The following is a 21,410-nucleotide window of genomic DNA, read 5'->3' on the forward strand; positions in this document are numbered from 1 at the left end:
AAATTTTTGTAAATTTATTATGTTAAAATACCTCTTTAATCTTTTATATGTGTTCTTATTTTCAGAATAAAGTTAATATTACATATTATTTCAAAATATTAGTAAAATTCTATTTTACTTGTTATAATATACCTTATGGAGGGATATACATGAAAAATAATTTTAAAAATATGATTACAGAAGTTTTAGGTATGATTGTAGGATGTGTACTACTAAGTTGTGGTATAAACATATTCTTAGGTCCTCATACTATTGCACCAGGTGGCCTAAGCGGTCTATCTGTGGTTTTAAGTAAAGTTAGTGGTTTATCTGTATCAACAATAATGTTAATCCTAGGTGTACCACTAGTAGTTTTTTCAATTAAGATTTTAGGGAAAAGGGATTCATTAAAAACTTTATTTGGGATGTTACTACTATCTGGATGTTTAGAAATAACATCTTCATTTTCTCAAATTTCAGTAACAAACGATGTTTTATTATCAGCAATTACAGGAGCTATATTTAACGGTCTTGGACTTGGAATTATATTTAGTGTTGATGGTTCCACTGGTGGAACAGATTTAATAGCCTTAATGATTAACAAAGCAATACCAAGCATTCCAATATCAAAATGCCTAGTATTTTTAGACGGGCTTGTTGTACTATCATCTGGTATAGTTAATAAAAACATAGAGACAGCTTTATATTCTGCAATTAGCTTATATGTTATAGTAAAAATGGTAGACTTTATTGTTGCAGGATTTAATTATTCTAAGAGCTTTATGATAATAACAAATGAAGAAGAAGCTCTAAAAAATGCTATTGTAAATGACATGAACAGAGGTATAACAATTCTTGATGGAAAAGGTGGTTATACTGATAGTAATAAAAGTGTATTAATAGTTGTTGTAAATAAAAATCAAGAAATTCATCTAAAAAAATTAATTAAACAAGTTGACAAAAACGCCTTTATTATAGTTAGTGATGTCCACGAAGTGTTTGGAGAAGGATTCTCACCTATAAGTGCATAAATTTATACAAATACAAGACTTGTAATTTTTTTACAATATATTATAATTATACTTACTTTATAAAAAAAGAGGTATAAATTAATGAGTATAAAAATAGCAGCAATATGTGATAGTGAATTAAGTGGAAAACTTCTTAAAGAAGCTGGAACTAAATTTGGAATAATTGTAAATTATGAAATACAAAGGGAAAAAGGTATAATAAATAAACTACCTGACCATATTATACAAAATTCAAATATAATATTATTTGTAACTGAAAAAGAAGTGGAACAAATTGAAGAAATAGAAAGGTTTATAGATAGAGAGTACTATGAAGTGTTGCCTCAATTTGTTATAAAAAATCCTGATAATGTAATTTCGGAAATAACCTTAGACTTAAATTAAAAGAGAGAGAATAAATTCTCTCTCTTTTAATTTATTTTATTTAGATCAATATACGCCTCAATTTGAGGAATATAAATCATACTCTCCTTTAAATGAGTATTACCAAATTCTTTTAACTCATTGCCCTCTTTATCTTTAGTGATTTTATATTTTACAACTTCACTATTGCCATTTATTTCAGCATGAAAATACATACCTTCATATTGTTTAAATTTAAAATCAAAATTTTCTCTAGTGAGTTTAATACTAATATTGCTCATATTTACCATCCTTATTAACCTATTCTAATATCTGTTAAAAACATTTCTAAAAGTTCAATACCATAAGAAGATAAAGGATAATTGCCTTCACAAATGCACCAATCATATAAAACTGCTCTTTCTTGCATAGCATAAATTTTAGCTAATTCCCAAAATGATTTATCATTTTTTATTTGATTTCTACTTTGACCTTCACTTATTATCTGTTGTAAAACTTTATAATATACTCTTTGCTGATCGAGTAAATGCCTTTTGCCTTTTTTAACAATTTGTGATGAATATAAAATAGACAATAATTCAACAGGTACACTTTCTTCTATAAAACGAAATAAATGCCTACTCGTTGCTATAAGCTTATCAAAGCTATTCATATCCTCATCTAATGTATTCATTATTTTTGTGTATTCTTCGTCAAATATATCTGATAATGTATTCAATAAATCATCCTTTGCACTAAAGTAATGATAGAAATTTCCTTTTGATATGCCACATTCATTTATTATTTGATCCACTGTTGTTGCTTCATATCCCTGTTCATAAAATAATTTCCATGCAACAGAAGATATTCTATTTTTTGTTGAGTTTAATTGATCCATTTACTTTCCCCTTTATAACTTATTACTAAAACATACATCCTTTTTCAAGTTCATTATAACATAAAGAAATGACCTATTTCTAGGTCATTTCAATATATCTATATTTTATCATTCCACAGTTTAACTCTTTTATTTATGTCTGTTGCTGACAATATTCCTGAAACAAGAGCATACCCATCTGGGTTAAATGTTCTTAGCTTGTGTACATTTTCCAAACTTATTCCTCCAATTAAAACAAATGGCAGATTAACTTCTTTTATTATTTCATTTAAAGTATTAAAAGAAACTTGCTTAGCATCTAATTTTGTGTTTGTTGAAAACATAGAACCAATGCCCAAATAGTCAGCTCCATCCTTTTTAGCTTGTTTAGCCTCTTCAACAGCCCTAGCTGACACTCCAATAATTTTATTTTCACCTATTAATCTTCTTACTGATACAGCGTCAATATCACTTTGACCAATATGAACACCATCAGCATCAACTAGCAACGCAATATCTATCCTATCATTAATAATAAATGCTACATTATATTTTTTAGTAAGTTCTCTAAGTTTTATTGCTTTTTCTAAAAATTCCTTACCATCGGCATCTTTTTCTCTAAGTTGCACCATAGTAACTCCGCCTTTAATAGCCTCTTCTATACATTTATAAAAATCTCGTCCTTTTAATAAATCTGAATCTGTTACTAAATATAATTTAAGTGATTTTTTCAACTTATTCTTATCTATCATAATAATCTCCTTAACTTGCCTTATTTAGTGTAGTTATATTAGCCATTTTTATAATTTTTCCTATAGGAATTATTGTTATAACTACAGAACTTAAAAATGCTTCTATTCCTTCTCCTGTTAAATTGTATACTAAAGAATACACTAATGGACTCTGTCCAACAGGCGCATATTCATAAAAGTACACACACCCAGATATTACATGAACTGTAACTTTAAGCGCCACTGCTATTAAACATCCTAAAAATATCTTACTTCTCTTTTCTGAACCACATATTCCACTTAAACCTAATAATATTGTTGGTAATATATAGTCTAATAAAAATTGAGCTGGATGAACTATAAATAGTTGTCCACCTATTAAAGTTATCAATCCTGACACTAAACCACAAGTCATACCTATTGTAGGTCCATATAATACACCAACTAGTAGTACTGGTAAGGATGCCAGTAAATTAAATCCTCCACCTTGAGGATATTGAACAAATTGTATTTTTGATAAAACAAAATGAACACCTGCAAATAAAGCTATCATCACCATTGTTTTTGTATTTAGTTTAAAGTCCTTAAGTTTAAGAATATAATAAATTATAGGTATTAAACATAAACCTAGTATAAATGTATTTAACATTATTTTATCTCCTTATAAGCCATATCCCAAAATGCCATTTCATATAAACTCCCCTTTATAAAAATATCTTTTAGCTTTTCTTTTTTATTATCATCTATATTTTTACAAAGTTCATTTGCAAAATCTATATTTTCCTTGGCGCACATTCTATATTCTTCACAAGAATATGACTCTATCCATGCAGCATAATAATTATTTTCTAAATTATTCTTATATATTTCTTTCATTTCTTTAGCTATATAATAATAACTCCACGCACATGGAAGTACTGCTATTATTAAATCTTGAATATCTCCTGTTAATGCTATACTTTTCATAAAATTAGTATAGTTTTCATTTTCCAACTTAATCTTATGTTTTTGAAGTGTTTTAATATCTTCACCTAGCTCTTTTAAATAAGCTATATGTGTAGCACTTTCATCTTCCATAATTCCATTTACACTATCTTTAAAAAACTTCATATACCTTACGTCATCGCTTTTTATAAGCCCCATGGCATAAACCTTTGCATAATCCAAAAGATATAAATAGTCTTGTACTAGATAATTCTTAAATTTCTCCTTATCTAAAGTCCCTTTTCCCATTTCTATTATAAAAGGATGTTTTAAATATTCATCCCATATTTTCTTACTTTCATTAAATAAATAATCTGTTAATAACATAGTTCCTCCCTTTTTGCTATAATGAACAATTAAGTTGTGCTAACTCTACTTTTCCATATTCATTGCAAGTATCTTCATTCAATACAAATATTTCATCAAATAGTCTTGTTTTAAAACTTCCTATAGATGGATTTTCTCTATTAGCTAATTCTCCACAAAGAGACATAACTAAAGTGCCCATTACAGCTGCATCTATTCTATCTTCTGTACAGGGTAAGAAACTACCTATTAAAGATGTGCTCATACACCCTGTCCCTGTTATAAATTTAAGTTTTGGTGTACCATTACTTATTTTATAAATTTTATCTCCATCACTAACTACATCAGTTTTTCCTGAAGCAACAACAATACACTCAAGTTTTTTAGCCACTTCTTTAACAATAAATGATGTGTCACTTCCATCATCGAAAGAATCCACACCTTTACCTTTAACATCTAGTCCACCTATAAACTGAATTTCAGATATATTTCCTCTTATCACATCAAATTTAACCTCATTTAATAATCTATTAGTTAAATCTGTTCTTGCCTTTGTAGCAAATACTCCTACTGGGTCTAATATAACTGGTTTATTGTACTTATTAGCAGTTTTTCCAGCTAATATATATAAATCCAATAACTCACTATTCATTGTTCCTATATTAATAACTACACTACTAGCAACTCTAACTATGTCATCAACTTCTTCATAAGAAAAACTCATTAGTGGACTTGCCCCTATAGCTAGTGTTGTATTAGCACAATCTGTTATAGTAACGTTATTTGTGTAATGTAATACAAGTGGATTTATTTCCTTAACTTTTTTTAATAATTTGTACATAATATATCCCCCTATGTTTAATCGAATTTATAAAAATGATGCACTGGTCCTACACCTTCACCTATATCAAAGCTATATCTAATAGCCCCTGTAATATATTCTTTGCTAAGTTTTACTGATTCTTTAATGTCATATCCTAAAGCCAAATGAGATGTAATGGCGGAAGATATAGTACAACCTGTTCCATGTGTATTTTTTCTATTTATTCTTTCACATTTGAAAACTTCAAAAGTATCTTCACCCATTAGCACATCTATACAATCTCCATCTAAATGGCCACCCTTCATAAGTACAAATTTAGGTCCTAGTTCAAGAATTGCTTCACCTGCTTTTTTCATATCTTCTATTGTATCAATTTTTATATTACTTATTTCTTCAGCTTCAGGAACATTTGGTGTCACTATATATGCCTTAGGTATAAGATATTTAATTAAATTATCTTTAGCTTCTGGTCTAAGTAGTGAATATCCACTTTTAGAAATCATAACTGGATCCACAACTAAATATTTACAAGGATACTTCTCCAATGATTCAACAATATCTTTAATTATCTCTGGAGAAGATACCATTCCTACTTTTATTGCTTTTGGTGGTATATCTTCACATACAGCTTTTATTTGTTCCTTAATTATTTTTGAACTAAGTTCTTCCACATAGAAAACCCCTTTTGTATTTTGAGCTGTAATTGCTGTAATCACACTCATTCCATAGGTTCCCAGAGCGGAAAACGTTTTTAAGTCAGCTTGTATTCCTGCTCCTCCAGATGAGTCTGATCCTGCAATTGTTAAAGTTGGTATTTTGTAATTTTTCATATCTTTACTCCCTCTATCTCATAAGAATATATAATTTTTGAACATAAAAAATGCTACACCCGTAGGCATAGCATAATATAAACAAATTTAAAACCCTTATATGGTTATAAAATTCATAGTGCTTTCCTACGCTGGCATTATCCAGATCAGGTACAAGGGTTGGTATAAACCTCTCAGCCAATGGCGCCCCTAGCAATTTATTTACTTTCAACTTCATTATAATACTTTTATAAAAATTGTCAACTTTTATTTATTCTTCCAATTCTTATTTGAAATTTATCCTTAACTTCCTCTATAAATAATTTTGGATTATTTATTATCCATAATTTTTTAGATTTACTTTGTTTTTTAATATAATATTCTAATTTCATAGCTTGACTTTTATTATTACTTTCAAAGAATATTTCTAATCTATCAAAACCTTTAGCTTTAGTATATTTAGAATTAATACCTCGCTTATGTTCTTCCATACGCCTTATTATATCTGTAGTATAACCTGTGTATAGAGTATTGTTTTTACATCTAATTATATATGTATAGCACATGAATATCCCCCAATAATTTTATATTTTTAATTATAGCTCTAGTAAACAAAATTTTCAAATTAAAAAGAGTTATCAAAATTTGATAACTCTTAAATAAGTACTATTCAACTTTTATTGCATCTACTGGACAGCTTTCTTCTGCATCCTTAGCATCATCTTCAGATCCTGATGGAACAGCATCAACTATTACATGAGATAAACCATCATCACCCATTTCAAATACTTCTGGACATACAGATGGACAAACACCACATCCTATACATAAGTCTTTATCTACATATGCTTTCATTTCTTACCTCCAAATATAAATTTCAATATCGTATATATTATTATCAGTTTATAATAAAATAATACATTAGACTATGTATATTTTTAGTAGGTTTTATCTAAAACATAATTAATTATTGGTGTTATAGTTTGCTTATTGCTTCTATCAATACTCATATATTTTTCTAAATTTATCATTTTAAAAGATTGATTATTATTTATACTTTTTTTTAATTTTACTTTATCTATTCTACTTAAATCATTAAGATTAATACACCCTTGTAGGAAAAAGAATTTTATTTTTTTTTTAATTTCTTCATCCTCAAAATTGTATTCAACTATATCTTCTCTACTTTGTAAATTCATACTAACACAAAATAGAACTATATTTTTATTTTTTATAATATTGTATTTTTCTTCCAAATAATCTCTTAAATATATTTTAGAATTATATATGGGGCTACCAAATATAATTGTTTTATATTTTAACAAATCCCATCTTCCAACATCTGATATTTCATACAAGTCTGCATTTAGTTTTATAGCTAACCATCCAGCATATTTCATAGTACATCCATATTTAGTTTTATACACAATGGCTATTTTTTTATCATAAGGCACAATAATCCCTCCATATTTTTATATATTAAAAATATGGAGGGATTATGAGTTCTTTAATAAATTATAAAAACATTTTTTCTCCTAAAATCGAAAATGACTGTAATGCCAAATATGCTCTAATATCTAAAGAAGTTTGATTATTTTTAATTATTTCTTTTGCTTCTTCTTTTGAAACTAATACAGCTTCAATATCTTCATCATCCTCTAAATATTCACTACTTATCTCACCTTCACATATACAATAAACAAAGGCTGCAGATTCATCTGTCATTCCTGGTGATAAATATACTTGATTACAGCTAAGATCTTTTTTTATTTCAGTTACGTCTAAGCCTGTCTCTTCCTTTAATTCTCTTATTACAGCACTTTCAAAATTTTCATCATCACTATCTACAAGTCCTGCAGGCAACTCATAAATATATTTATTTATTGGAACTCTAAATTCTTTTATTAAAACTAACTTTTCACTTTCTTTGTGATATGCACATATTATTACTGCATCTACTTTATCTTTTTCATTTTTAAGGTAAATGCCTTCTAATACCTCTTTTTTCTTTCTTGATGCAACCGTCCAGTTTTTCTCTTTGTTATTTTTATTTAAATATTTAACATTGTATAAACTTATAAATTTTGTTTCTACTAATGATGTAATATTTTTTATTCTGCTCATATTTACCTCCTTATAATATCTCGTGCTCACTATCAGACAAGACTTTATTTTACTTATTTTATACATAGACTACATATAGTCAAATACTTCTTTGTGACGCATATTATAAATACTTAATCAAAATAAGTCTACTTGCAGGATTCACAATAAATATTTATTGACTTTTTTTCTATTATAGTATCTAGTCTACCTACAGGCATAGACATCTTAGTAGGCATTTGAAATTCCACAAAAAACTTATCTCCTTTCTTTACCTCTTTATTACATTTACTACAATTAATTTTACTCATTTATGAACCTCCATTTTATATCTAGTGTAGTACACATTACACCTTGTAATTTATTATTTAATCATAGGCTATATTGGTCTATAATTTTCATATAATTTACCTCTAAGAACTTTAAGTCATTAAACTATATTTTCCCTTGACTTTCCGTTTTTATGAATCAATTTATGTTCTTTAATTTTTTCTAATGTTTGCCTTAATATATTTAAATATTAATCATTGTCATCATATCTAATTAACAGAACCATAAATATTTTAATTTAATTATACTATAAGCACTGTATTTTTAACAATTACTACCAATTTATTTATTTCAAATAAATCATTTAATTCATTTTTTCTTTTTATAGTGAATATATTGTCATAAATATTTAATAATATTACTATATATACATTTTATTACTTAAAAGGAGTGAAAATAATGGATAATAATAATTCATATAATGATTTTTTACAAAAACCTGTTGAAGTAAATACTTATTTAAGTTCAGTTCCTATAGTTGGAGAAATAGTTGATTCTGACGATAATTCAATTACTATAGCACCAACTTTATCAAACTCAGGTTCTGACTATCACAAAAGTAATTATGACAAGGAAAATACTTATTATTTACCTAATAACTCAATTATTTCACTTAAAGAAATTTAAAGAATCGCTGAATAATAAAATCGTCAAACATTATTTAATCACAATATGTTTGACGATTATCTCTTAAATATATATAACTTATTTAAATTCTTCTAATCTCATACGATATGCATTTATTGCTACTTCTCCTAATTTATCAAGTAACTTTCCATTAACGTAAAAACCAACAGCTGCACCTATTACTGGCATTAATTGAAGCAACTTAGCCAAATCTAAATAATCTCTATATTCTTGTTGAAATGATTCCCAATCAAAATCATTAATATCACCTGGTAAATGATTTGAATACTCATCCCAACTTTCCATTTTGTTAAAAACATCTTTACTATAACTTTGAGAAGAAAAAGCCAACTGAATAATATTAAGTATATATAATCTTTCTTTGTAATCCCTCACATCAAATCCATAAATTGCAGCAATATCATATAATAATTTTACCTTTATACTAAGAAGTAATGGAAAATCAGTCAATCCTAATATAAACCCACCTGCCCCTGTAGCAAAACCTTCCGCCATAGCAGTCTTTTTATAAAAATCTATTTTGCTTTTAACAATTTTTTCTCTTTCTTCTATGGAAATATTATTCAGAGGCTCTTTAGTAATATACTTATATCCAAACAATACTGTTTTTACCATAGTTTTTACTGCATTAGTTAATATTTCATGATATTTTCGAGGCAACATGCTATTAAATTTTTTTTGTGTTTTTGATGTTATCTTATTTATTAAGGATGCTTTCTTTTTCATTTCTCTTTTCCATAATTTATGTTGGACTTTTGCATCAATCATATAATCATCCATATAAACCTCCTAATTTAAAACATATAATAATTCTATTCTTCATACATATTATTGATATATGTACTATATATTTCCCAAGAAATGCATATATATTTTTTATACTCTAACTTAGTTATATAAAACATAAAGCCATAGTAGTAATATACTATGGCTTTATAAGCAATTATCTTTTTCTTTTCTTTTTTTGCTTTTTATTTTTTACCACGTTTTTATCATAAGGGTTTGATACTTTTTCCCTATTAGGTGGATCCACATTTTTATAAATGTTCTTAAAACCCTTCCATGCAACGCCTAACCCAAATGCAGCCAAGCAAAATATTAAAGGATTGTATTTAACAAATAATAAACTAACTAAAAAAAATGCTAAACCTCCTACGCTTACAAGTACATTGAGTTTTTTCCATCTCTCCATATTAAGCCTCCACCTAAATATAATTAGATAGTTAATTCTATAATACTTAACATAATTCCTTCTTTTTATTTGACAAATTCAAATTATTTTCAATTATTACCGCCATAATACTTTCATATTTAATAGTAGATGGAAGTATTTTTTTGATTAAGTTTAAACTTTGACTTTTACACTCATCTATGGCCTTTAATATTTTATTTTTTTCATTTTCATTATAGTATTCACACAATTCTAAATCAAAGTTTATACTATTACCTTCTATAATATAGTCATTAACATAAGTCAATAAAGTTGCAGGAGATACTTCAACTTCTAAACTTACATCATTTAAGTCTTTACCTTGATTAAGAAGGTCTAATGCTATTTCGTTATTTTTACGATTGTCTCCGTCTATAACTATATGAAGCTTCTTTTTTTCTTGCCAAACAGGATTCATATTTTTTTCTTCTAAGTATTCCTTTACAACTTTAATAATATCTTCACCATATTTTTTGAATTTTACTGAGCCTATTCCACTAATATCTAACAGCTCTTTTTCACTAACAGGATATCTTCCACTAATTTCTTTTAATGTATTTTTAGATAATATTTTATAGAAAATAGTATTTTCTTTTTGTGCATAAAAAGCACGAAGCTCTTTAAGTCTATTATAAAGTTCTGTGTTGCTATTTACATATAAAAATTCATCGTATTGTTTTAAATTACAATTTTCTTCATTTGTCTTACTTATTTTTATATTATTTTCATCTGTATATTTTATTATTTCTTCAATAAACATTTCACCATATTTATCAAACTTAACTTCTCCTACACCAGATATTTCTAGCATTTCTTCTTTGTTTATTGGATACTTCTTGCTCATCTCCATTAAAGTAGAGTCTGAAAATACCATATATGGTGCAATATTATTTGTCTTAGCCATAATAAATCTTATATCTTTTAATTTATCATATAAGTAATTAATTTCTTTTTCATCTTCTTGTGAATAAATTTCATATAACATTACTTTTTTATTACCCTTAATTACATCTTTTGACATATTGTTAATTCTTATAGTTGCAAAAGAAGTATTATTTGAAACACTTTCTACCATATCTAAGTAACCATGAGAAATTAAAGTGTTAATAAATATTTTTAAATCTTCACTTTTGTAGTTTTTCATAATACCATATGTAGATAAACTATTAAAACCTAAATTAATCACTTTTTTGTTTTTAGATCCTCTAAGTACATCCACAATCATATTTATTCCATAACTTCTTTTCATTCTGATAATACATGAGATTACTTTCATAGCATCCTCACTCTTATCAACCATAGTACCTCTATTTAAACAATTACTACAGTTGTCACATTTATTTTCGAACTCTTCTCCAAAATAATTTAAAATACTTTTTCTATAACAATCATTGCTATAAACTAAATCTATTATCTGTTGTAATTTTGTATAGTGACTTTGTTTTCTTTCCATATTAGGTATTCCAGAATCTATAAGTAGTTTTTGTGTCTGAATATCTTGTGGTGAAAATAATAAGGTACATTTACTTTTTTCTCCATCCCTTCCTGCTCTACCAATCTCTTGATAATAGTTTTCTACACTTTGCGGCATATTATAATGAAGGATCCATCTAATATTACTTTTATCTATACCCATTCCAAAAGCATTTGTTGCTATCATTATATTTTTTTCATCCTTTACAAATAGCTCTTGATTATGCTGTCTCTCTTCATTATTTAAACCACCATGATATTTGGCAACAGAATAATTTCTTCTTTTTAGACTTTCATATATGGCATCTACAGATTTTCTAGTAGCAGCATATACTATTCCACTATTGTCTTTATTTTTTTCAATATAATTTAATATATATTCTTTTTTGCTACAGTTTTTAACTATGTTTATTTCCAAATTATCTCTATCAAATCCTGTAATATACTCCTTATAATCTTGTAGATTTAAATTCTTTATTATATCTTCTTTTACTTTAGTAGATGCAGTAGCTGTAAAGGCAGTAACTATTGGTCTTTTTTCTAAGTCATAAATAAAATGTGATATTTTAGTATAACTTTTTCTAAAGTCATGACCCCATTGTGAAATACAGTGAGCCTCATCTACTGCAATTTGACTTATATTTGTTCTTTTAATAACATTTAGAAAATCATAATTATCTAGTCTTTCAGGGGCAACATATATAATCTTATATTCCTCATTGCATATGCCATCTAATATATTTTTTATTGTATTGTCTGATAAAGAACTATTTATATATGTAGACTTTATATTCATTGAGTTTAAAGTGTCTACCTGATCTTTCATTAATGATATTAGCGGTGATATAACTATGGTAATACCATCTAGTATAAGTGCCGGAATTTGATAACATAATGACTTCCCACCACCTGTTGGCATTATAGCTACCACATCTTTTTTATTTAATATAGAGTTAATTATCTCTTCTTGCCCTTTTCTAAATTCTTTATATCCAAAATACTTTTCCAGTATTTCTATAGTTTTTTTATACATATTTAATCTCCTATATACGAACTTGTGTTTGTTAATAATTATATCCTAATTTACTTCCTTAATACAAGTTTATTATCTTAATTTAAAATTCCTCTACATGAAGTAAAGGTCTTCTCATAGCAATTTTTTATTTTTTTAATTAATATATTAACAATATAAAAATTTCTTTTATTGTCAACTTTTGGGAAATTTATGCTAATATTAATATTATGGCTAGTTTTTCTATTTATTCAATGACTATGGAGGTGATTTTATGAGTAATCAAATTATATCAGTTTTAATCTTCGCTGCAGTAATACTATTTATTGTAACAGAGAAAATAGATAGAACTGTAGCTGCTATTAGTGGTGCTGTTCTTATGATAATTACCAATGTTTTAACTTTAGAGAAAGCTATTTCACATATAGACTTTAATACTATTGGGGTACTTATGGGTATGATGATTGTAGTATCAATAGTTAAAAATTCTGGTTTATTCGAATATATTGCTATTTATTCAGCAAAAAAATCTAAAGGAAATCCTTGGAGAATAATGATATATTTTATTGTTATTACAGCTGTGTTATCTGCATTGTTAGATAACGTTACAACTGTATTATTAGTAGGTCCTATGACAATTGTAATATGTCAGATTCTTAATGTTAATCCAGTCCCATTTCTTATGACAGAAATAATTGCTTCTAATGTTGGAGGTACGTCTACTTTAATAGGTGACCCTCCAAATATAATGATTGGTAGTGCTGCAAATTTAAGTTTTTTTGATTTTATTGTTAATGTTGGTCCTGTTGTTGTAGTTATTTTATTTGCCATAATTTTATGTTTTAAGGCAATATATAAAAATGACATTTCAAACATGGCTAATGAGGCATGTATTACATCTTTAGATGAGGAAAAAGCTATACAAGACAGACCTCTACTTTACAAAAGTATCTGTGTTTTATTTTTAATTTTACTTGGATTTATTTTCCACAGTAGTTTAAATTTAGAATCTTCTATGATTGCTTTGTCTGGAGCATGTGTTATGCTTATAATAGGAAAACAAGATACAGACGAAATAATAAGTAGCGTTGAGTGGAGCACAATATTATTTTTTATAGGTTTATTTATAGTTGTAGGTGGACTTTCTGAGTCAGGTGTTATAGATAATCTTGCACAGTTTTTAATAAACTTAACAAAAGGAAATACTACATATACAATGTGTCTTATATTATGGATTTCAGCTATAATATCTTCTTTCCTTGATAACATACCATTTGTAGCCACTTTAATTCCATTAATACTTACTATGGAATCTCAAGGAATGGATGTTATGCCACTTTGGTGGGCAACGTCTTTAGGCGCTTGTCTTGGTGGAAACGGAACTTTAATAGGCGCTTCAGCCAATGTGGTTTTAGCAAATATTGGTGAGAAACACGGATATGATATTTCTTTTAAAAAATATTTTAAACTTGGCTTCCCAGTCATGTTACTGACAGTTTTTATTTCAACCATATATTTATTACTAAAATATTAACTAGGATGGTGATATAGTGAAAATCATAGATACTTATAGCACAAAAGGTGATTCTATTGAAATACTACTTAGACAAATTGGAGCAACTAAAATAACTCGTGTTAGAGGATATTTATATTTTATTAAATTCAAAATTGATGATTTAGATATTACGTATACGTATAATATAAATCATAAAAATCAATATTTCTTACAAAGAATTGAGCCTTATCCACTGGGTAAGGGTATATTTGATAAAGAAATTGAAATAGTTTCATTTATACAAAAAGATTTAAGTAAATTTAAAAAAGCTAAAAAACTTGATAATTTTAATAATTTTTTAAAGTTGAACAATGCAATAACTTCTTTAACAACAGACGTAGAAAACTTATTTTTAAACTATGATATTTCTGACGTTAATATTAGTCAACTTGAAGAAACTTTAAATGCATTTTCAGACAAAATCGAGGAATGTAAAAAAAATATAAACAATATAGAATAATAAGTAAAAACATCTTGAAGATAATAGTAGCTTCAAGATGTTTTTTATTTATTAGTGATTTCCACAATCATGGTGATTGCAACCATTATTTACAGTGAACTCAACTAATTTATTTTCTTTTAGTAGTTGGATATTTTCTTTTACGTTTCCTTCAACACCTCTAAATACTTTTGTTCCCATACTATTTAATTTAGATATTGCTCCAGCACCTATTCCTCTTACTATAACAACATCTACAGATTTGTTAGCTAATGCCTTCATCGGTTGACATTTTCCATGCTCATGATTCAAATCACCATTATTTATTACTTCAACTTCTTCTCCATCTAAATTAACAACTAAAAATTTTGGAGCTGACCCAAAGTGATTGTATGGAGTACTTTCCATCCCTTTATTTTCTACTACTGGTATACAAATTTTCATATTAAATCCTCCCTTTTCCTACAACATTTTGACTTGCCTTTACAGGTATTTCCACAACAGTTTTTACTTGTTTCTATATTTGTCATATGTATAAAATTTTGATTATCATCATTTATAAGTTTCATAAAAGATATACATTCATTAAAAACTTCTTCATTAATTTTATAAAAAACATAATATCCTTCTTTATATCCTGTTAAAATATTTGCTTCTTTTAATATTTTAATATGCTGAGAAACTGCTGAGTCTGAAATCTGCAAATGCTTTGATATGCCTTTTTGGCAAATAACCTTACTAGATATAATCATTAAAATCTTCAATCTAGTTTCATCACTTAGTGCTTTAAATACTTTTACTAAAGTTTCCATGGGCACCTCTTTTTACTTAAGTATTTACTTAACTAAATAATAGTACACTTAATTAGTTTTATCAAGTATTATTTATTATTTTATATATAATAAATATTTATCCAACAAAAAAGAGTTAATATATAATTAATTTTTAGTTAAAAATCATTTATATTAACTCTGAAAATTTTACTTAATATTTTTTTCTTTCACTTTTAATTGATCTATATATGACACTGCATTAATAGCGGCTATTTGTCCTTGGCCAGCTGATTTAATATAAGAATAAGGTTTCCCAGCTATATCTCCACATGCAAAGCATCCAGCAATATTAGTATTCATATTTATATCAACTATAACATGTGACCCATCAACTTCAAGCCCTGGAACTAAAGTTTTTGGTGATGCACTATCTTTTATTACAAAAACTCCATCTACATCTATAGAACTATTTTTAAAAGATACTTGATTTACTAACATTTCTCCTTTTATTTCAACTGGTCTTTCATTTATAACTTCTATATCTGTATCTAAATTATTTCCTCTCATAAGGCCTTCATTTTTGTACATTGGTATAAAATATGTTTTAGAGGCTATTTCATTTAAGAAATTTGCTTCTTCTTCAGATTCTTTATTGTAACCGATAATCGCTACAGTTTTTTTTCTATATAAAGGAGCATCACAAGTAGCACAATATCCTACACCTTTGCCTAAATATTCTTCTTCACCTTTAATTGGTTTGCCATATTGAACACCTGTTGCTAATATAACTGTAGTAGCTTCAAACATATTTTCACCACTCATTAAAGCAAAATAGTCACCCATAGCATAAATATTTGTTATTTTATTATTGGATACTTTAATTCCCATGCTATCTATATGATATTTAAATTTGTTTTTCAAGTCTTCTCCACTAATTTCGTGAAATCCTAAATAGTTGTTTATTTCTGGAGCTTTTTTTAGTTTGTTGCTTAAATTTTCATTTCCAAATACTATTATATTTTTATTTCTAATTTTTGCGTTTATTGCCGCTGAAAGGCCCGCTGGCCCACTTCCTACAATTGCTATATCATATCTCATTATTATTCACCACAATTCACAGCTCTTATAAATGAGCCTTTATTTTAGATTTTATTTGTTCCTTTGGAACGAACCCCACCATTCTTTGAACTTCTTTTCCATTTTTGAATATTATCATTGTTGGAACAGAAACTATTTTATATTCCTCTACTACTTCAAGGCTTCTATCAATATCAATTTGGGCAAAGTCAACTTTATCAGACATTTCATTACTTAATGATTCAAATATAGGTGCTAACATTTTACAAGGTCCACACCAGGTTGCAAAAAAATCCATTACTACTAATTTATCTGACGTTCTAATCTTATTATAAAATTGAGAGTTATTTACTAATTTAGCCATTATTTCTCCTCCTAATGTATCACTATATAATATTAATTTTTTACAATAAAGGTTAACATTATATGAATAGATATGTATATTATATTTCATATATAACCATTTTATAATGGCAAAAACTTTATCTATGAAATTTCTCTAGGTATTATTATTTCAAATTTAGATCCTTCATTTACGACAGAATAAGGTTTTATTTTGCACTTAAGATTTACACTTATCATTTTTGCAATTGATAAACCAATTCCTGATCCATCAATATCTTGATTTCTCACGTTATCACTTCTAAAGAATCTGTCAAAAATATGTTTTAAATCACTTTCCTTAATTCCAATACCTGTATCCAATATTGTACAAATTATTTTATTATCTTTTTCCTCTAACTTAAATCTTATCTCGTCATTTGTATCCGTGTATTTAAATGCATTATCTATAAATATTAGTAATAATTGTTTAAGTTTATTTTTATCACTTAAAATCAATTGGTTTTTAAGGTTGTTTTCGTACTTCAAATCTTTATTTTGAATATTTGCTATATCAACATAATCTCTGTATATTTCTTCAACTAGATCTACCATATTTATTTCTTCAATTTTTAATTTTGTTATAGAGTCTTCTTTTGAAAGAGATAATAAATCTTTAATCATCTTTTTAAGTCTTCTTGTCTCATTCATAGCATCTGCAATTGTTTCCACTTCATCATTTATTGTGCTATTGGGAACAGTTAAAAGACTTTGCAATTTGGATGATACTATGGTAATTGGAGTTCTTAGCTCATGAGAAGCATCTTGAATAAATTTAGCTTGTGTATTCCACGCATTTTCTATTGGTAGTAAGGCTTTTCGTGTCAAATATAGGGCAACAAAATATGTAATAATAATGGAAAATACTATTCCAATTCCTAAGACAAAAAGTAATTGTTTTAGTGAAAAAAGCTCAGAATCAATATTTCTTATTATTCTAATTTTCATATTATTTATTGTTATTGATAATTCTCTAAATGTATAATTACCTTTTTTATAAGTAAAGCATATATTTGTTTGATTAGTTTCTTCTGAAGGTACGTATTCATTAAAATAATCACTCTTTGTATAATATATAAGCCTACTATTTTTATAAATATATACTAAATCCCTAGGATCATTTAAAACTATAGGATTTAGATATGAACTCCTATTTATTTGCATACTAATATATTCGTATTCCTCTTTTAACTTATCATCTATACTATTATAAGTTATGCTTTGAAAGTAAAAAAATGTAAAAAGAGAAAAAATAATTAAAAAGCTAGATACTACTAAAACATTAATTTTAATCAGTTTATCTTTAGTATCATTAAAAACTTTTTTATTTATCATCAAACATATACCCCACCTTACGCTTAGTTTTTATGCATTTATCATATCCAAATTTACTTAATATTTTTCTCAAATTACTTATATATACTTCCACAATTTCAATAGTTGCGTCGGATTCCATGCCCCATATTCTGTCATATATTTGTTCTTTTAATAAAATAGTACCTTTATTCAATAAAAAATATTCTAACAAGTTAAACTGTTTGTTTTGCAGTTCTATTTCTTCATTTTTATAAAATACTCTTCTTTTACTCAAATCAAGATGCAAATCATAAAAATCTAATGTGTTTTTTGTTTGCAATTTACCTGTTGTTCTAAGCATAGCATATATTCTTGCAACTAGTTCTTCCATATAAAATGGCTTTGTTAAATAATCATTGGCTCCAATAGAAAAAGCTTCTACTTTTTCATCAAGACTTTCTTTAGCCGTTAAAATAAGAACAGGTGTGTCTATATGATTATTTCTTATATTTTTTAAAATATCTATTCCACCTAAACTTGGTAACATTAAATCTAATACAACTAAGTCATATATTCCTTGTTTTATAAGATAAAGAGCTTCTTCTCCATCTTCGCAACATTCAACTTCAAAGTGTTTTTTTAGTTCTTTTTCAATAGTTTGTAATAACTTTTTATTATCTTCTACTACTAATATTTTCATTTTTTTCTCCTATTATTACCTGTTATTTCTTATATATAAACAAAAGGAATACCCCAAATAAGATTTGAAATATTCCTAATTATTATTGTCCATTCTCAACTATATTTACTTTATTTGTAATTAAATCAATATCTACATTGCTCTTATTTTCCATATCATCATATGTGTAACCTAAAATTTTAATATCATAATTGGAATCATATAAAGAACTTACTATCTTATCCTGTTGTTCTGGCTTTAAAATAGAGTTGTATATTATATGATCAATTTTTACTATTTCTTTATTTTTGTCTATTTCTGCAACTTTCAAAACAATATTTCCTAAATTTTTATTTGATACATTCTTTATTTCTATAGTGAAATTTAAATCATCTTTTTTAGATTTAGCGTTGCCTTTACTTATTGACATTACATCATAGTTTTTGCTGTTTTCTAAATACTTATTATTCTCATATGTTTTTGTTTCATTATCCTTTAAATTTACAACCACGCTACAATCTTCTGCTATATATGTATAACCTGTAATTTCTATGGAATCAGTGTAATCTTTCGGTGTAAATTGCACCTGCATTACATCACTTGGGCTTAATGTTATATCGATATCAGTTTTAGATTGAGATATGATATTATCATTTTTATCTAGTTCATCATAAAATAATACTATTTGACTTAAATTCAATTTAGAGATATTTTTTATCTTAGTCATAGCAGTAACATCATTTCCAGTTCTATCTGATAAATTAGTAATTTTATTATTATCAATTTGTAATGTTTTTGCATTACTACTATTTATAGTACCTGTTTCGTATTCACTATATTTTGTTTCTTTAACACTTGTAATAATATTTATACCTATTATTAAAACTATTAATATAAGAATAAGTAAAATTGATTTTTTCATAATGTTATTCATATACTTGCACCTCATTTTCATTCTAATAGGTCATTTCTTAAAGAAGGTTCTTATATGCTTTCATAAAATCTTTTAAGGCTTGTGTTAAGATTTCTTTCTTATTATAAGATGAGTTACTACATAGTCTCTCAAAGTCTTCCCAAGTCTGCTTATCAACTCTAATATTAGCTGATTTTACATCACCAATTTCTTCAGTGTCTAACACAATGTCTTTTTTATTAGACACCTTCTTAGGTTTAAAAACTTTATTATCTTTTACTTCTATGTACCAATCATAAACTTCACACAATTTATCTATGTCATCTTGACATATATTTATCTTTTTATCCTTCTTAGGTATAGTAGATTTCTTTTTATTTACTTTTTCTTTAGTTTTTATAGTTTCTTTAGTTTTACTTTTTTCTTTCGTATCCTTTGTCTTTAACTTGCTTTTAGAACTTTTTTTTGTACTATTAACATTGTCAAATGATAATTGTGACTCATCAATAGATTTTACATATATTCCTTTTTCTAATTTATATCCATTTTTGTTTAAATTTCTTCTAAGTGTAGCAGGTTTTATTTCTAACTTTTTAGAAATATCTTCAAAGGACATATTTTGATTTTGATATTTTAGAAATAATTCTATTCTGTCTTTAGAATTCATAATTGCCTCCGTCATATTCCTTTTTTATAATTGTACCATAAATTTCTTTCAACACATATATTTTTCAAGAAATCTACTCCATATTATTATTTTTTTCTTCTTATTATATAAGTAAATTACATAATAACATATATAAATATATTATTTTGTGGAAATAAAAAGCAAGTGAAGTATTCACTTGCTTTAATCTTTTTTTATTATCATTGTCAATATAAGGAATAAAATTCCAGTTAAAACAATAGTACCTCCAGGCTTCAAACCTATGTAATATGATATTGTTAGTCCTATGATTGTAAAAATAATAGCAAACAGTATTGATAATAATACTGTATGTTTATAACTTTTTCCAAATTTCATTGCACAAGCAACTGGTACCACCATCATAGATGAAACTATTAACGCACCCACTGTTCTAGCAGCTATAGATACTGTAAAAGCTGTTAATATAGTGAAAATAAAGTTAACAGTTTTTATTGGTATACCTACAAGTCTTGCCCCTTCTTCATCAAAGGCAATATACATTAATTCCTTATATAAAAATATAAAAGCAATTATAACTAATAAACTTATTCCTATTACCATAAATAATTCAAAATCTGTTATTGCAACAATGCTACCAAATAAGAAGCTATTAAATGATGCTGAATCTTTTACAAATCCAGATAATACACCGGCTAAGCCAACTCCAGCTGACATAATAATTGCTATGGACATTTCCGAGTACTTAGGTATTTTTTTTCTTATAAATTCTATACTAAAAGCAGATGCCAAAGATGCAATCACAGCTGCAAGTACAGGGTTAATATTAAATACTAAACCAGCTGCAATACCTGCAAGAGATGAATGAGATAGTGCATCTCCTATCATAGATAATCTTTTTAGGACTACTATAATGCCTATACAAGGTACAATAATAGCAAGTAATATTCCTACTATAAATGCCCTCCTCATAAAATCATATTCAAAAATCAT

29 protein-coding genes and 1 riboswitch are annotated in these 21,410 nt (G+C 26.5%); of the genes, 5 read left to right on the top strand and 24 right to left on the bottom strand.

Translation table 11 applies throughout. From position 1 onward, the window contains the following. Nucleotides 1-149 precede the first annotated feature (149 nt). Both K0040_RS01595 and K0040_RS01600 read left to right on the top strand, forming a co-directional pair. On the top strand, nt 150-1,010 hold the full coding sequence (locus K0040_RS01595) for a YitT family protein (protein WP_228107227.1): 861 nt from the start codon (nt 150-152) through the stop codon (nt 1,008-1,010). Between the two features lie 81 nt (nt 1,011-1,091). Next, nucleotides 1,092-1,394 carry a PTS sugar transporter subunit IIABC family protein gene (locus K0040_RS01600; protein WP_228107228.1) on the top strand — a complete coding sequence of 101 codons (303 nt, stop codon included), beginning with the start codon at nt 1,092-1,094 and terminating at the stop codon, nt 1,392-1,394. 26 nt (nt 1,395-1,420) lie between these two features. Here the strand turns inward: K0040_RS01600 and K0040_RS01605 are convergent, their stop codons facing one another. The 12 genes from K0040_RS01605 to K0040_RS01660 form a co-directional block, all read right to left on the bottom strand. Then, entirely contained in the window at nt 1,421-1,645 is a 225-nt protein-coding gene (locus tag K0040_RS01605; protein ID WP_316720050.1) for a hypothetical protein, read from the bottom strand. A gap of 23 nt (nt 1,646-1,668) precedes the next feature. After that, nucleotides 1,669-2,250: a TetR/AcrR family transcriptional regulator gene (locus K0040_RS01610; RefSeq protein WP_148556685.1), complete on the bottom strand. Its 582-nt coding sequence runs from the start codon at nt 2,248-2,250 to the stop codon at nt 1,669-1,671. A gap of 98 nt (nt 2,251-2,348) precedes the next feature. Continuing rightward, nucleotides 2,349-2,981 carry a thiamine phosphate synthase gene (gene thiE / locus K0040_RS01615; RefSeq protein WP_228107230.1) on the bottom strand — a complete coding sequence of 211 codons (633 nt, stop codon included), beginning with the start codon at nt 2,979-2,981 and terminating at the stop codon, nt 2,349-2,351. Between the two features lie 10 nt (nt 2,982-2,991). After that, entirely contained in the window at nt 2,992-3,609 is a 618-nt protein-coding gene (thiT, locus tag K0040_RS01620) for an energy-coupled thiamine transporter ThiT (protein WP_228107231.1), read from the bottom strand. Continuing rightward, a complete protein-coding gene (tenA, locus tag K0040_RS01625) occupies nt 3,609-4,271 on the bottom strand; it encodes a thiaminase II (protein WP_228107232.1) in 663 nt (220 codons plus the stop codon). Before tenA ends, thiT begins: the two co-directional genes overlap by 1 nt. Nucleotides 4,272-4,287: 16 nt before the next feature. Then, entirely contained in the window at nt 4,288-5,091 is an 804-nt protein-coding gene (gene thiM, locus K0040_RS01630) for a hydroxyethylthiazole kinase (RefSeq protein WP_228107233.1), read from the bottom strand. Between the two features lie 17 nt (nt 5,092-5,108). Further along, the gene (gene thiD, locus K0040_RS01635; protein ID WP_228107234.1) at nt 5,109-5,903 is read right to left on the bottom strand and encodes a bifunctional hydroxymethylpyrimidine kinase/phosphomethylpyrimidine kinase; all 795 of its coding nucleotides are present in this window, start codon (nt 5,901-5,903) and stop codon (nt 5,109-5,111) included. A gap of 106 nt (nt 5,904-6,009) precedes the next feature. Next, a riboswitch (TPP riboswitch) is annotated at nt 6,010-6,104 on the bottom strand. Nucleotides 6,105-6,142: 38 nt separating this feature from the next. Further along, nucleotides 6,143-6,448: a GIY-YIG nuclease family protein gene (locus tag K0040_RS01640; protein WP_228107235.1), complete on the bottom strand. Its 306-nt coding sequence runs from the start codon at nt 6,446-6,448 to the stop codon at nt 6,143-6,145. Between the two features lie 100 nt (nt 6,449-6,548). Continuing rightward, nucleotides 6,549-6,737, bottom strand: a complete 189-nt coding sequence (locus K0040_RS01645; RefSeq protein WP_228107236.1) for a ferredoxin — start codon at nt 6,735-6,737, stop codon at nt 6,549-6,551. A gap of 83 nt (nt 6,738-6,820) precedes the next feature. Next, a complete protein-coding gene (locus K0040_RS01650) occupies nt 6,821-7,336 on the bottom strand; it encodes a flavodoxin family protein (RefSeq protein WP_228107237.1) in 516 nt (171 codons plus the stop codon). Between the two features lie 61 nt (nt 7,337-7,397). Then, complete coding sequence (locus K0040_RS01655; RefSeq protein WP_228107238.1) at nt 7,398-8,006, bottom strand: NUDIX hydrolase; 609 nt, start codon at nt 8,004-8,006, stop codon at nt 7,398-7,400. A 128-nt stretch (nt 8,007-8,134) separates the two neighbouring features. Next, nucleotides 8,135-8,296: a hypothetical protein gene (locus tag K0040_RS01660; RefSeq protein WP_228107239.1), complete on the bottom strand. Its 162-nt coding sequence runs from the start codon at nt 8,294-8,296 to the stop codon at nt 8,135-8,137. A gap of 418 nt (nt 8,297-8,714) precedes the next feature. On the opposite strand from K0040_RS01660, the gene K0040_RS01665 reads away from it, so the two are divergent. Beyond that, a complete protein-coding gene (locus K0040_RS01665; protein WP_228107240.1) occupies nt 8,715-8,942 on the top strand; it encodes a hypothetical protein in 228 nt (75 codons plus the stop codon). A 78-nt stretch (nt 8,943-9,020) separates the two neighbouring features. Here the strand turns inward: K0040_RS01665 and K0040_RS01670 are convergent, their stop codons facing one another. The 3 genes from K0040_RS01670 to recQ form a co-directional block, all read right to left on the bottom strand. Then, nucleotides 9,021-9,743 (bottom strand): EcsC family protein, encoded by a 723-nt coding sequence (locus K0040_RS01670; protein WP_272491575.1) that lies wholly within the window; start codon nt 9,741-9,743, stop codon nt 9,021-9,023. A 163-nt stretch (nt 9,744-9,906) separates the two neighbouring features. Then, entirely contained in the window at nt 9,907-10,155 is a 249-nt protein-coding gene (locus tag K0040_RS01675) for a hypothetical protein (RefSeq protein WP_074916374.1), read from the bottom strand. A 46-nt stretch (nt 10,156-10,201) separates the two neighbouring features. Next, a complete protein-coding gene (recQ, locus tag K0040_RS01680) occupies nt 10,202-12,679 on the bottom strand; it encodes a DNA helicase RecQ (RefSeq protein ID WP_228107241.1) in 2,478 nt (825 codons plus the stop codon). Between the two features lie 253 nt (nt 12,680-12,932). Between recQ and K0040_RS01685 the strand changes: the two genes are divergently transcribed. After that, on the top strand, nt 12,933-14,192 hold the full coding sequence (locus K0040_RS01685) for an ArsB/NhaD family transporter (protein WP_228107242.1): 1,260 nt from the start codon (nt 12,933-12,935) through the stop codon (nt 14,190-14,192). Between the two features lie 16 nt (nt 14,193-14,208). After that, entirely contained in the window at nt 14,209-14,673 is a 465-nt protein-coding gene (locus K0040_RS01690) for a hypothetical protein (RefSeq protein ID WP_228107243.1), read from the top strand. A 51-nt stretch (nt 14,674-14,724) separates the two neighbouring features. Here K0040_RS01690 and K0040_RS01695 read toward each other — a convergent pair whose 3' ends face one another. The 9 genes from K0040_RS01695 to K0040_RS01735 form a co-directional block, all read right to left on the bottom strand. Beyond that, complete coding sequence (locus tag K0040_RS01695; protein ID WP_228107244.1) at nt 14,725-15,096, bottom strand: NifB/NifX family molybdenum-iron cluster-binding protein; 372 nt, start codon at nt 15,094-15,096, stop codon at nt 14,725-14,727. Further along, nucleotides 15,093-15,464 carry an ArsR/SmtB family transcription factor gene (locus K0040_RS01700; RefSeq protein WP_228107245.1) on the bottom strand — a complete coding sequence of 124 codons (372 nt, stop codon included), beginning with the start codon at nt 15,462-15,464 and terminating at the stop codon, nt 15,093-15,095. Before K0040_RS01700 ends, K0040_RS01695 begins: the two co-directional genes overlap by 4 nt. A 168-nt stretch (nt 15,465-15,632) precedes the next feature. Further along, entirely contained in the window at nt 15,633-16,523 is an 891-nt protein-coding gene (locus K0040_RS01705) for an NAD(P)/FAD-dependent oxidoreductase (RefSeq protein ID WP_228107246.1), read from the bottom strand. A gap of 25 nt (nt 16,524-16,548) precedes the next feature. Then, the gene (gene trxA / locus K0040_RS01710) at nt 16,549-16,866 is read right to left on the bottom strand and encodes a thioredoxin (protein ID WP_228107247.1); all 318 of its coding nucleotides are present in this window, start codon (nt 16,864-16,866) and stop codon (nt 16,549-16,551) included. Nucleotides 16,867-16,988: 122 nt separating this feature from the next. Next, nucleotides 16,989-18,218 (bottom strand): sensor histidine kinase, encoded by a 1,230-nt coding sequence (locus K0040_RS01715; protein ID WP_228107248.1) that lies wholly within the window; start codon nt 18,216-18,218, stop codon nt 16,989-16,991. Then, a complete protein-coding gene (locus K0040_RS01720; protein ID WP_018591104.1) occupies nt 18,208-18,879 on the bottom strand; it encodes a response regulator transcription factor in 672 nt (223 codons plus the stop codon). The genes K0040_RS01715 and K0040_RS01720 overlap by 11 nt, the downstream gene beginning before the upstream one ends. An 82-nt stretch (nt 18,880-18,961) precedes the next feature. Further along, complete coding sequence (locus tag K0040_RS01725) at nt 18,962-19,792, bottom strand: hypothetical protein (RefSeq protein WP_228107249.1); 831 nt, start codon at nt 19,790-19,792, stop codon at nt 18,962-18,964. 37 nt (nt 19,793-19,829) lie between these two features. After that, entirely contained in the window at nt 19,830-20,438 is a 609-nt protein-coding gene (locus K0040_RS01730; protein WP_228107250.1) for a DNA-binding protein, read from the bottom strand. Between the two features lie 183 nt (nt 20,439-20,621). After that, nucleotides 20,622-21,410 carry a metal ABC transporter permease gene (locus tag K0040_RS01735; protein ID WP_228107251.1) on the bottom strand — a complete coding sequence of 263 codons (789 nt, stop codon included), beginning with the start codon at nt 21,408-21,410 and terminating at the stop codon, nt 20,622-20,624.

It is taken from the genome of Terrisporobacter petrolearius (assembly GCF_020748185.1).
Classification (GTDB): Bacteria; Bacillota; Clostridia; order Peptostreptococcales; family Peptostreptococcaceae; genus Terrisporobacter; species Terrisporobacter petrolearius.

Excerpts from the sequence above, each read along its gene's own strand:
- K0040_RS01595 (WP_228107227.1), top strand. The coding sequence starts at position 150 with ATGAAAAATAATTTTAAAAATATGATTACAGAAGTTTTAGGTATGATT.
- K0040_RS01600 (WP_228107228.1), top strand. The coding sequence starts at position 1,092 with ATGAGTATAAAAATAGCAGCAATATGTGATAGTGAATTAAGTGGAAAA.
- K0040_RS01610 (WP_148556685.1), bottom strand. The coding sequence starts at position 2,250 with ATGGATCAATTAAACTCAACAAAAAATAGAATATCTTCTGTTGCATGG.
- thiE (WP_228107230.1), bottom strand. The coding sequence starts at position 2,981 with ATGATAGATAAGAATAAGTTGAAAAAATCACTTAAATTATATTTAGTA.
- thiT (WP_228107231.1), bottom strand. The coding sequence starts at position 3,609 with ATGTTAAATACATTTATACTAGGTTTATGTTTAATACCTATAATTTAT.
- tenA (WP_228107232.1), bottom strand. The coding sequence starts at position 4,271 with ATGTTATTAACAGATTATTTATTTAATGAAAGTAAGAAAATATGGGAT.
- thiM (WP_228107233.1), bottom strand. The coding sequence starts at position 5,091 with ATGTACAAATTATTAAAAAAAGTTAAGGAAATAAATCCACTTGTATTA.
- thiD (WP_228107234.1), bottom strand. The coding sequence starts at position 5,903 with ATGAAAAATTACAAAATACCAACTTTAACAATTGCAGGATCAGACTCA.
- K0040_RS01640 (WP_228107235.1), bottom strand. The coding sequence starts at position 6,448 with ATGTGCTATACATATATAATTAGATGTAAAAACAATACTCTATACACA.
- K0040_RS01645 (WP_228107236.1), bottom strand. The coding sequence starts at position 6,737 with ATGAAAGCATATGTAGATAAAGACTTATGTATAGGATGTGGTGTTTGT.
- K0040_RS01655 (WP_228107238.1), bottom strand. The coding sequence starts at position 8,006 with ATGAGCAGAATAAAAAATATTACATCATTAGTAGAAACAAAATTTATA.
- K0040_RS01660 (WP_228107239.1), bottom strand. The coding sequence starts at position 8,296 with ATGAGTAAAATTAATTGTAGTAAATGTAATAAAGAGGTAAAGAAAGGA.
- K0040_RS01665 (WP_228107240.1), top strand. The coding sequence starts at position 8,715 with ATGGATAATAATAATTCATATAATGATTTTTTACAAAAACCTGTTGAA.
- K0040_RS01670 (WP_272491575.1), bottom strand. The coding sequence starts at position 9,743 with ATGGATGATTATATGATTGATGCAAAAGTCCAACATAAATTATGGAAA.
- K0040_RS01675 (WP_074916374.1), bottom strand. The coding sequence starts at position 10,155 with ATGGAGAGATGGAAAAAACTCAATGTACTTGTAAGCGTAGGAGGTTTA.
- recQ (WP_228107241.1), bottom strand. The coding sequence starts at position 12,679 with ATGTATAAAAAAACTATAGAAATACTGGAAAAGTATTTTGGATATAAA.
- K0040_RS01685 (WP_228107242.1), top strand. The coding sequence starts at position 12,933 with ATGAGTAATCAAATTATATCAGTTTTAATCTTCGCTGCAGTAATACTA.
- K0040_RS01695 (WP_228107244.1), bottom strand. The coding sequence starts at position 15,096 with ATGAAAATTTGTATACCAGTAGTAGAAAATAAAGGGATGGAAAGTACT.
- K0040_RS01700 (WP_228107245.1), bottom strand. The coding sequence starts at position 15,464 with ATGGAAACTTTAGTAAAAGTATTTAAAGCACTAAGTGATGAAACTAGA.
- K0040_RS01705 (WP_228107246.1), bottom strand. The coding sequence starts at position 16,523 with ATGAGATATGATATAGCAATTGTAGGAAGTGGGCCAGCGGGCCTTTCA.
- trxA (WP_228107247.1), bottom strand. The coding sequence starts at position 16,866 with ATGGCTAAATTAGTAAATAACTCTCAATTTTATAATAAGATTAGAACG.
- K0040_RS01715 (WP_228107248.1), bottom strand. The coding sequence starts at position 18,218 with ATGATAAATAAAAAAGTTTTTAATGATACTAAAGATAAACTGATTAAA.
- K0040_RS01720 (WP_018591104.1), bottom strand. The coding sequence starts at position 18,879 with ATGAAAATATTAGTAGTAGAAGATAATAAAAAGTTATTACAAACTATT.
- K0040_RS01725 (WP_228107249.1), bottom strand. The coding sequence starts at position 19,792 with ATGAATAACATTATGAAAAAATCAATTTTACTTATTCTTATATTAATA.
- K0040_RS01730 (WP_228107250.1), bottom strand. The coding sequence starts at position 20,438 with ATGAATTCTAAAGACAGAATAGAATTATTTCTAAAATATCAAAATCAA.
- K0040_RS01735 (WP_228107251.1), bottom strand. The coding sequence starts at position 21,410 with ATGATTTTTGAATATGATTTTATGAGGAGGGCATTTATAGTAGGAATA.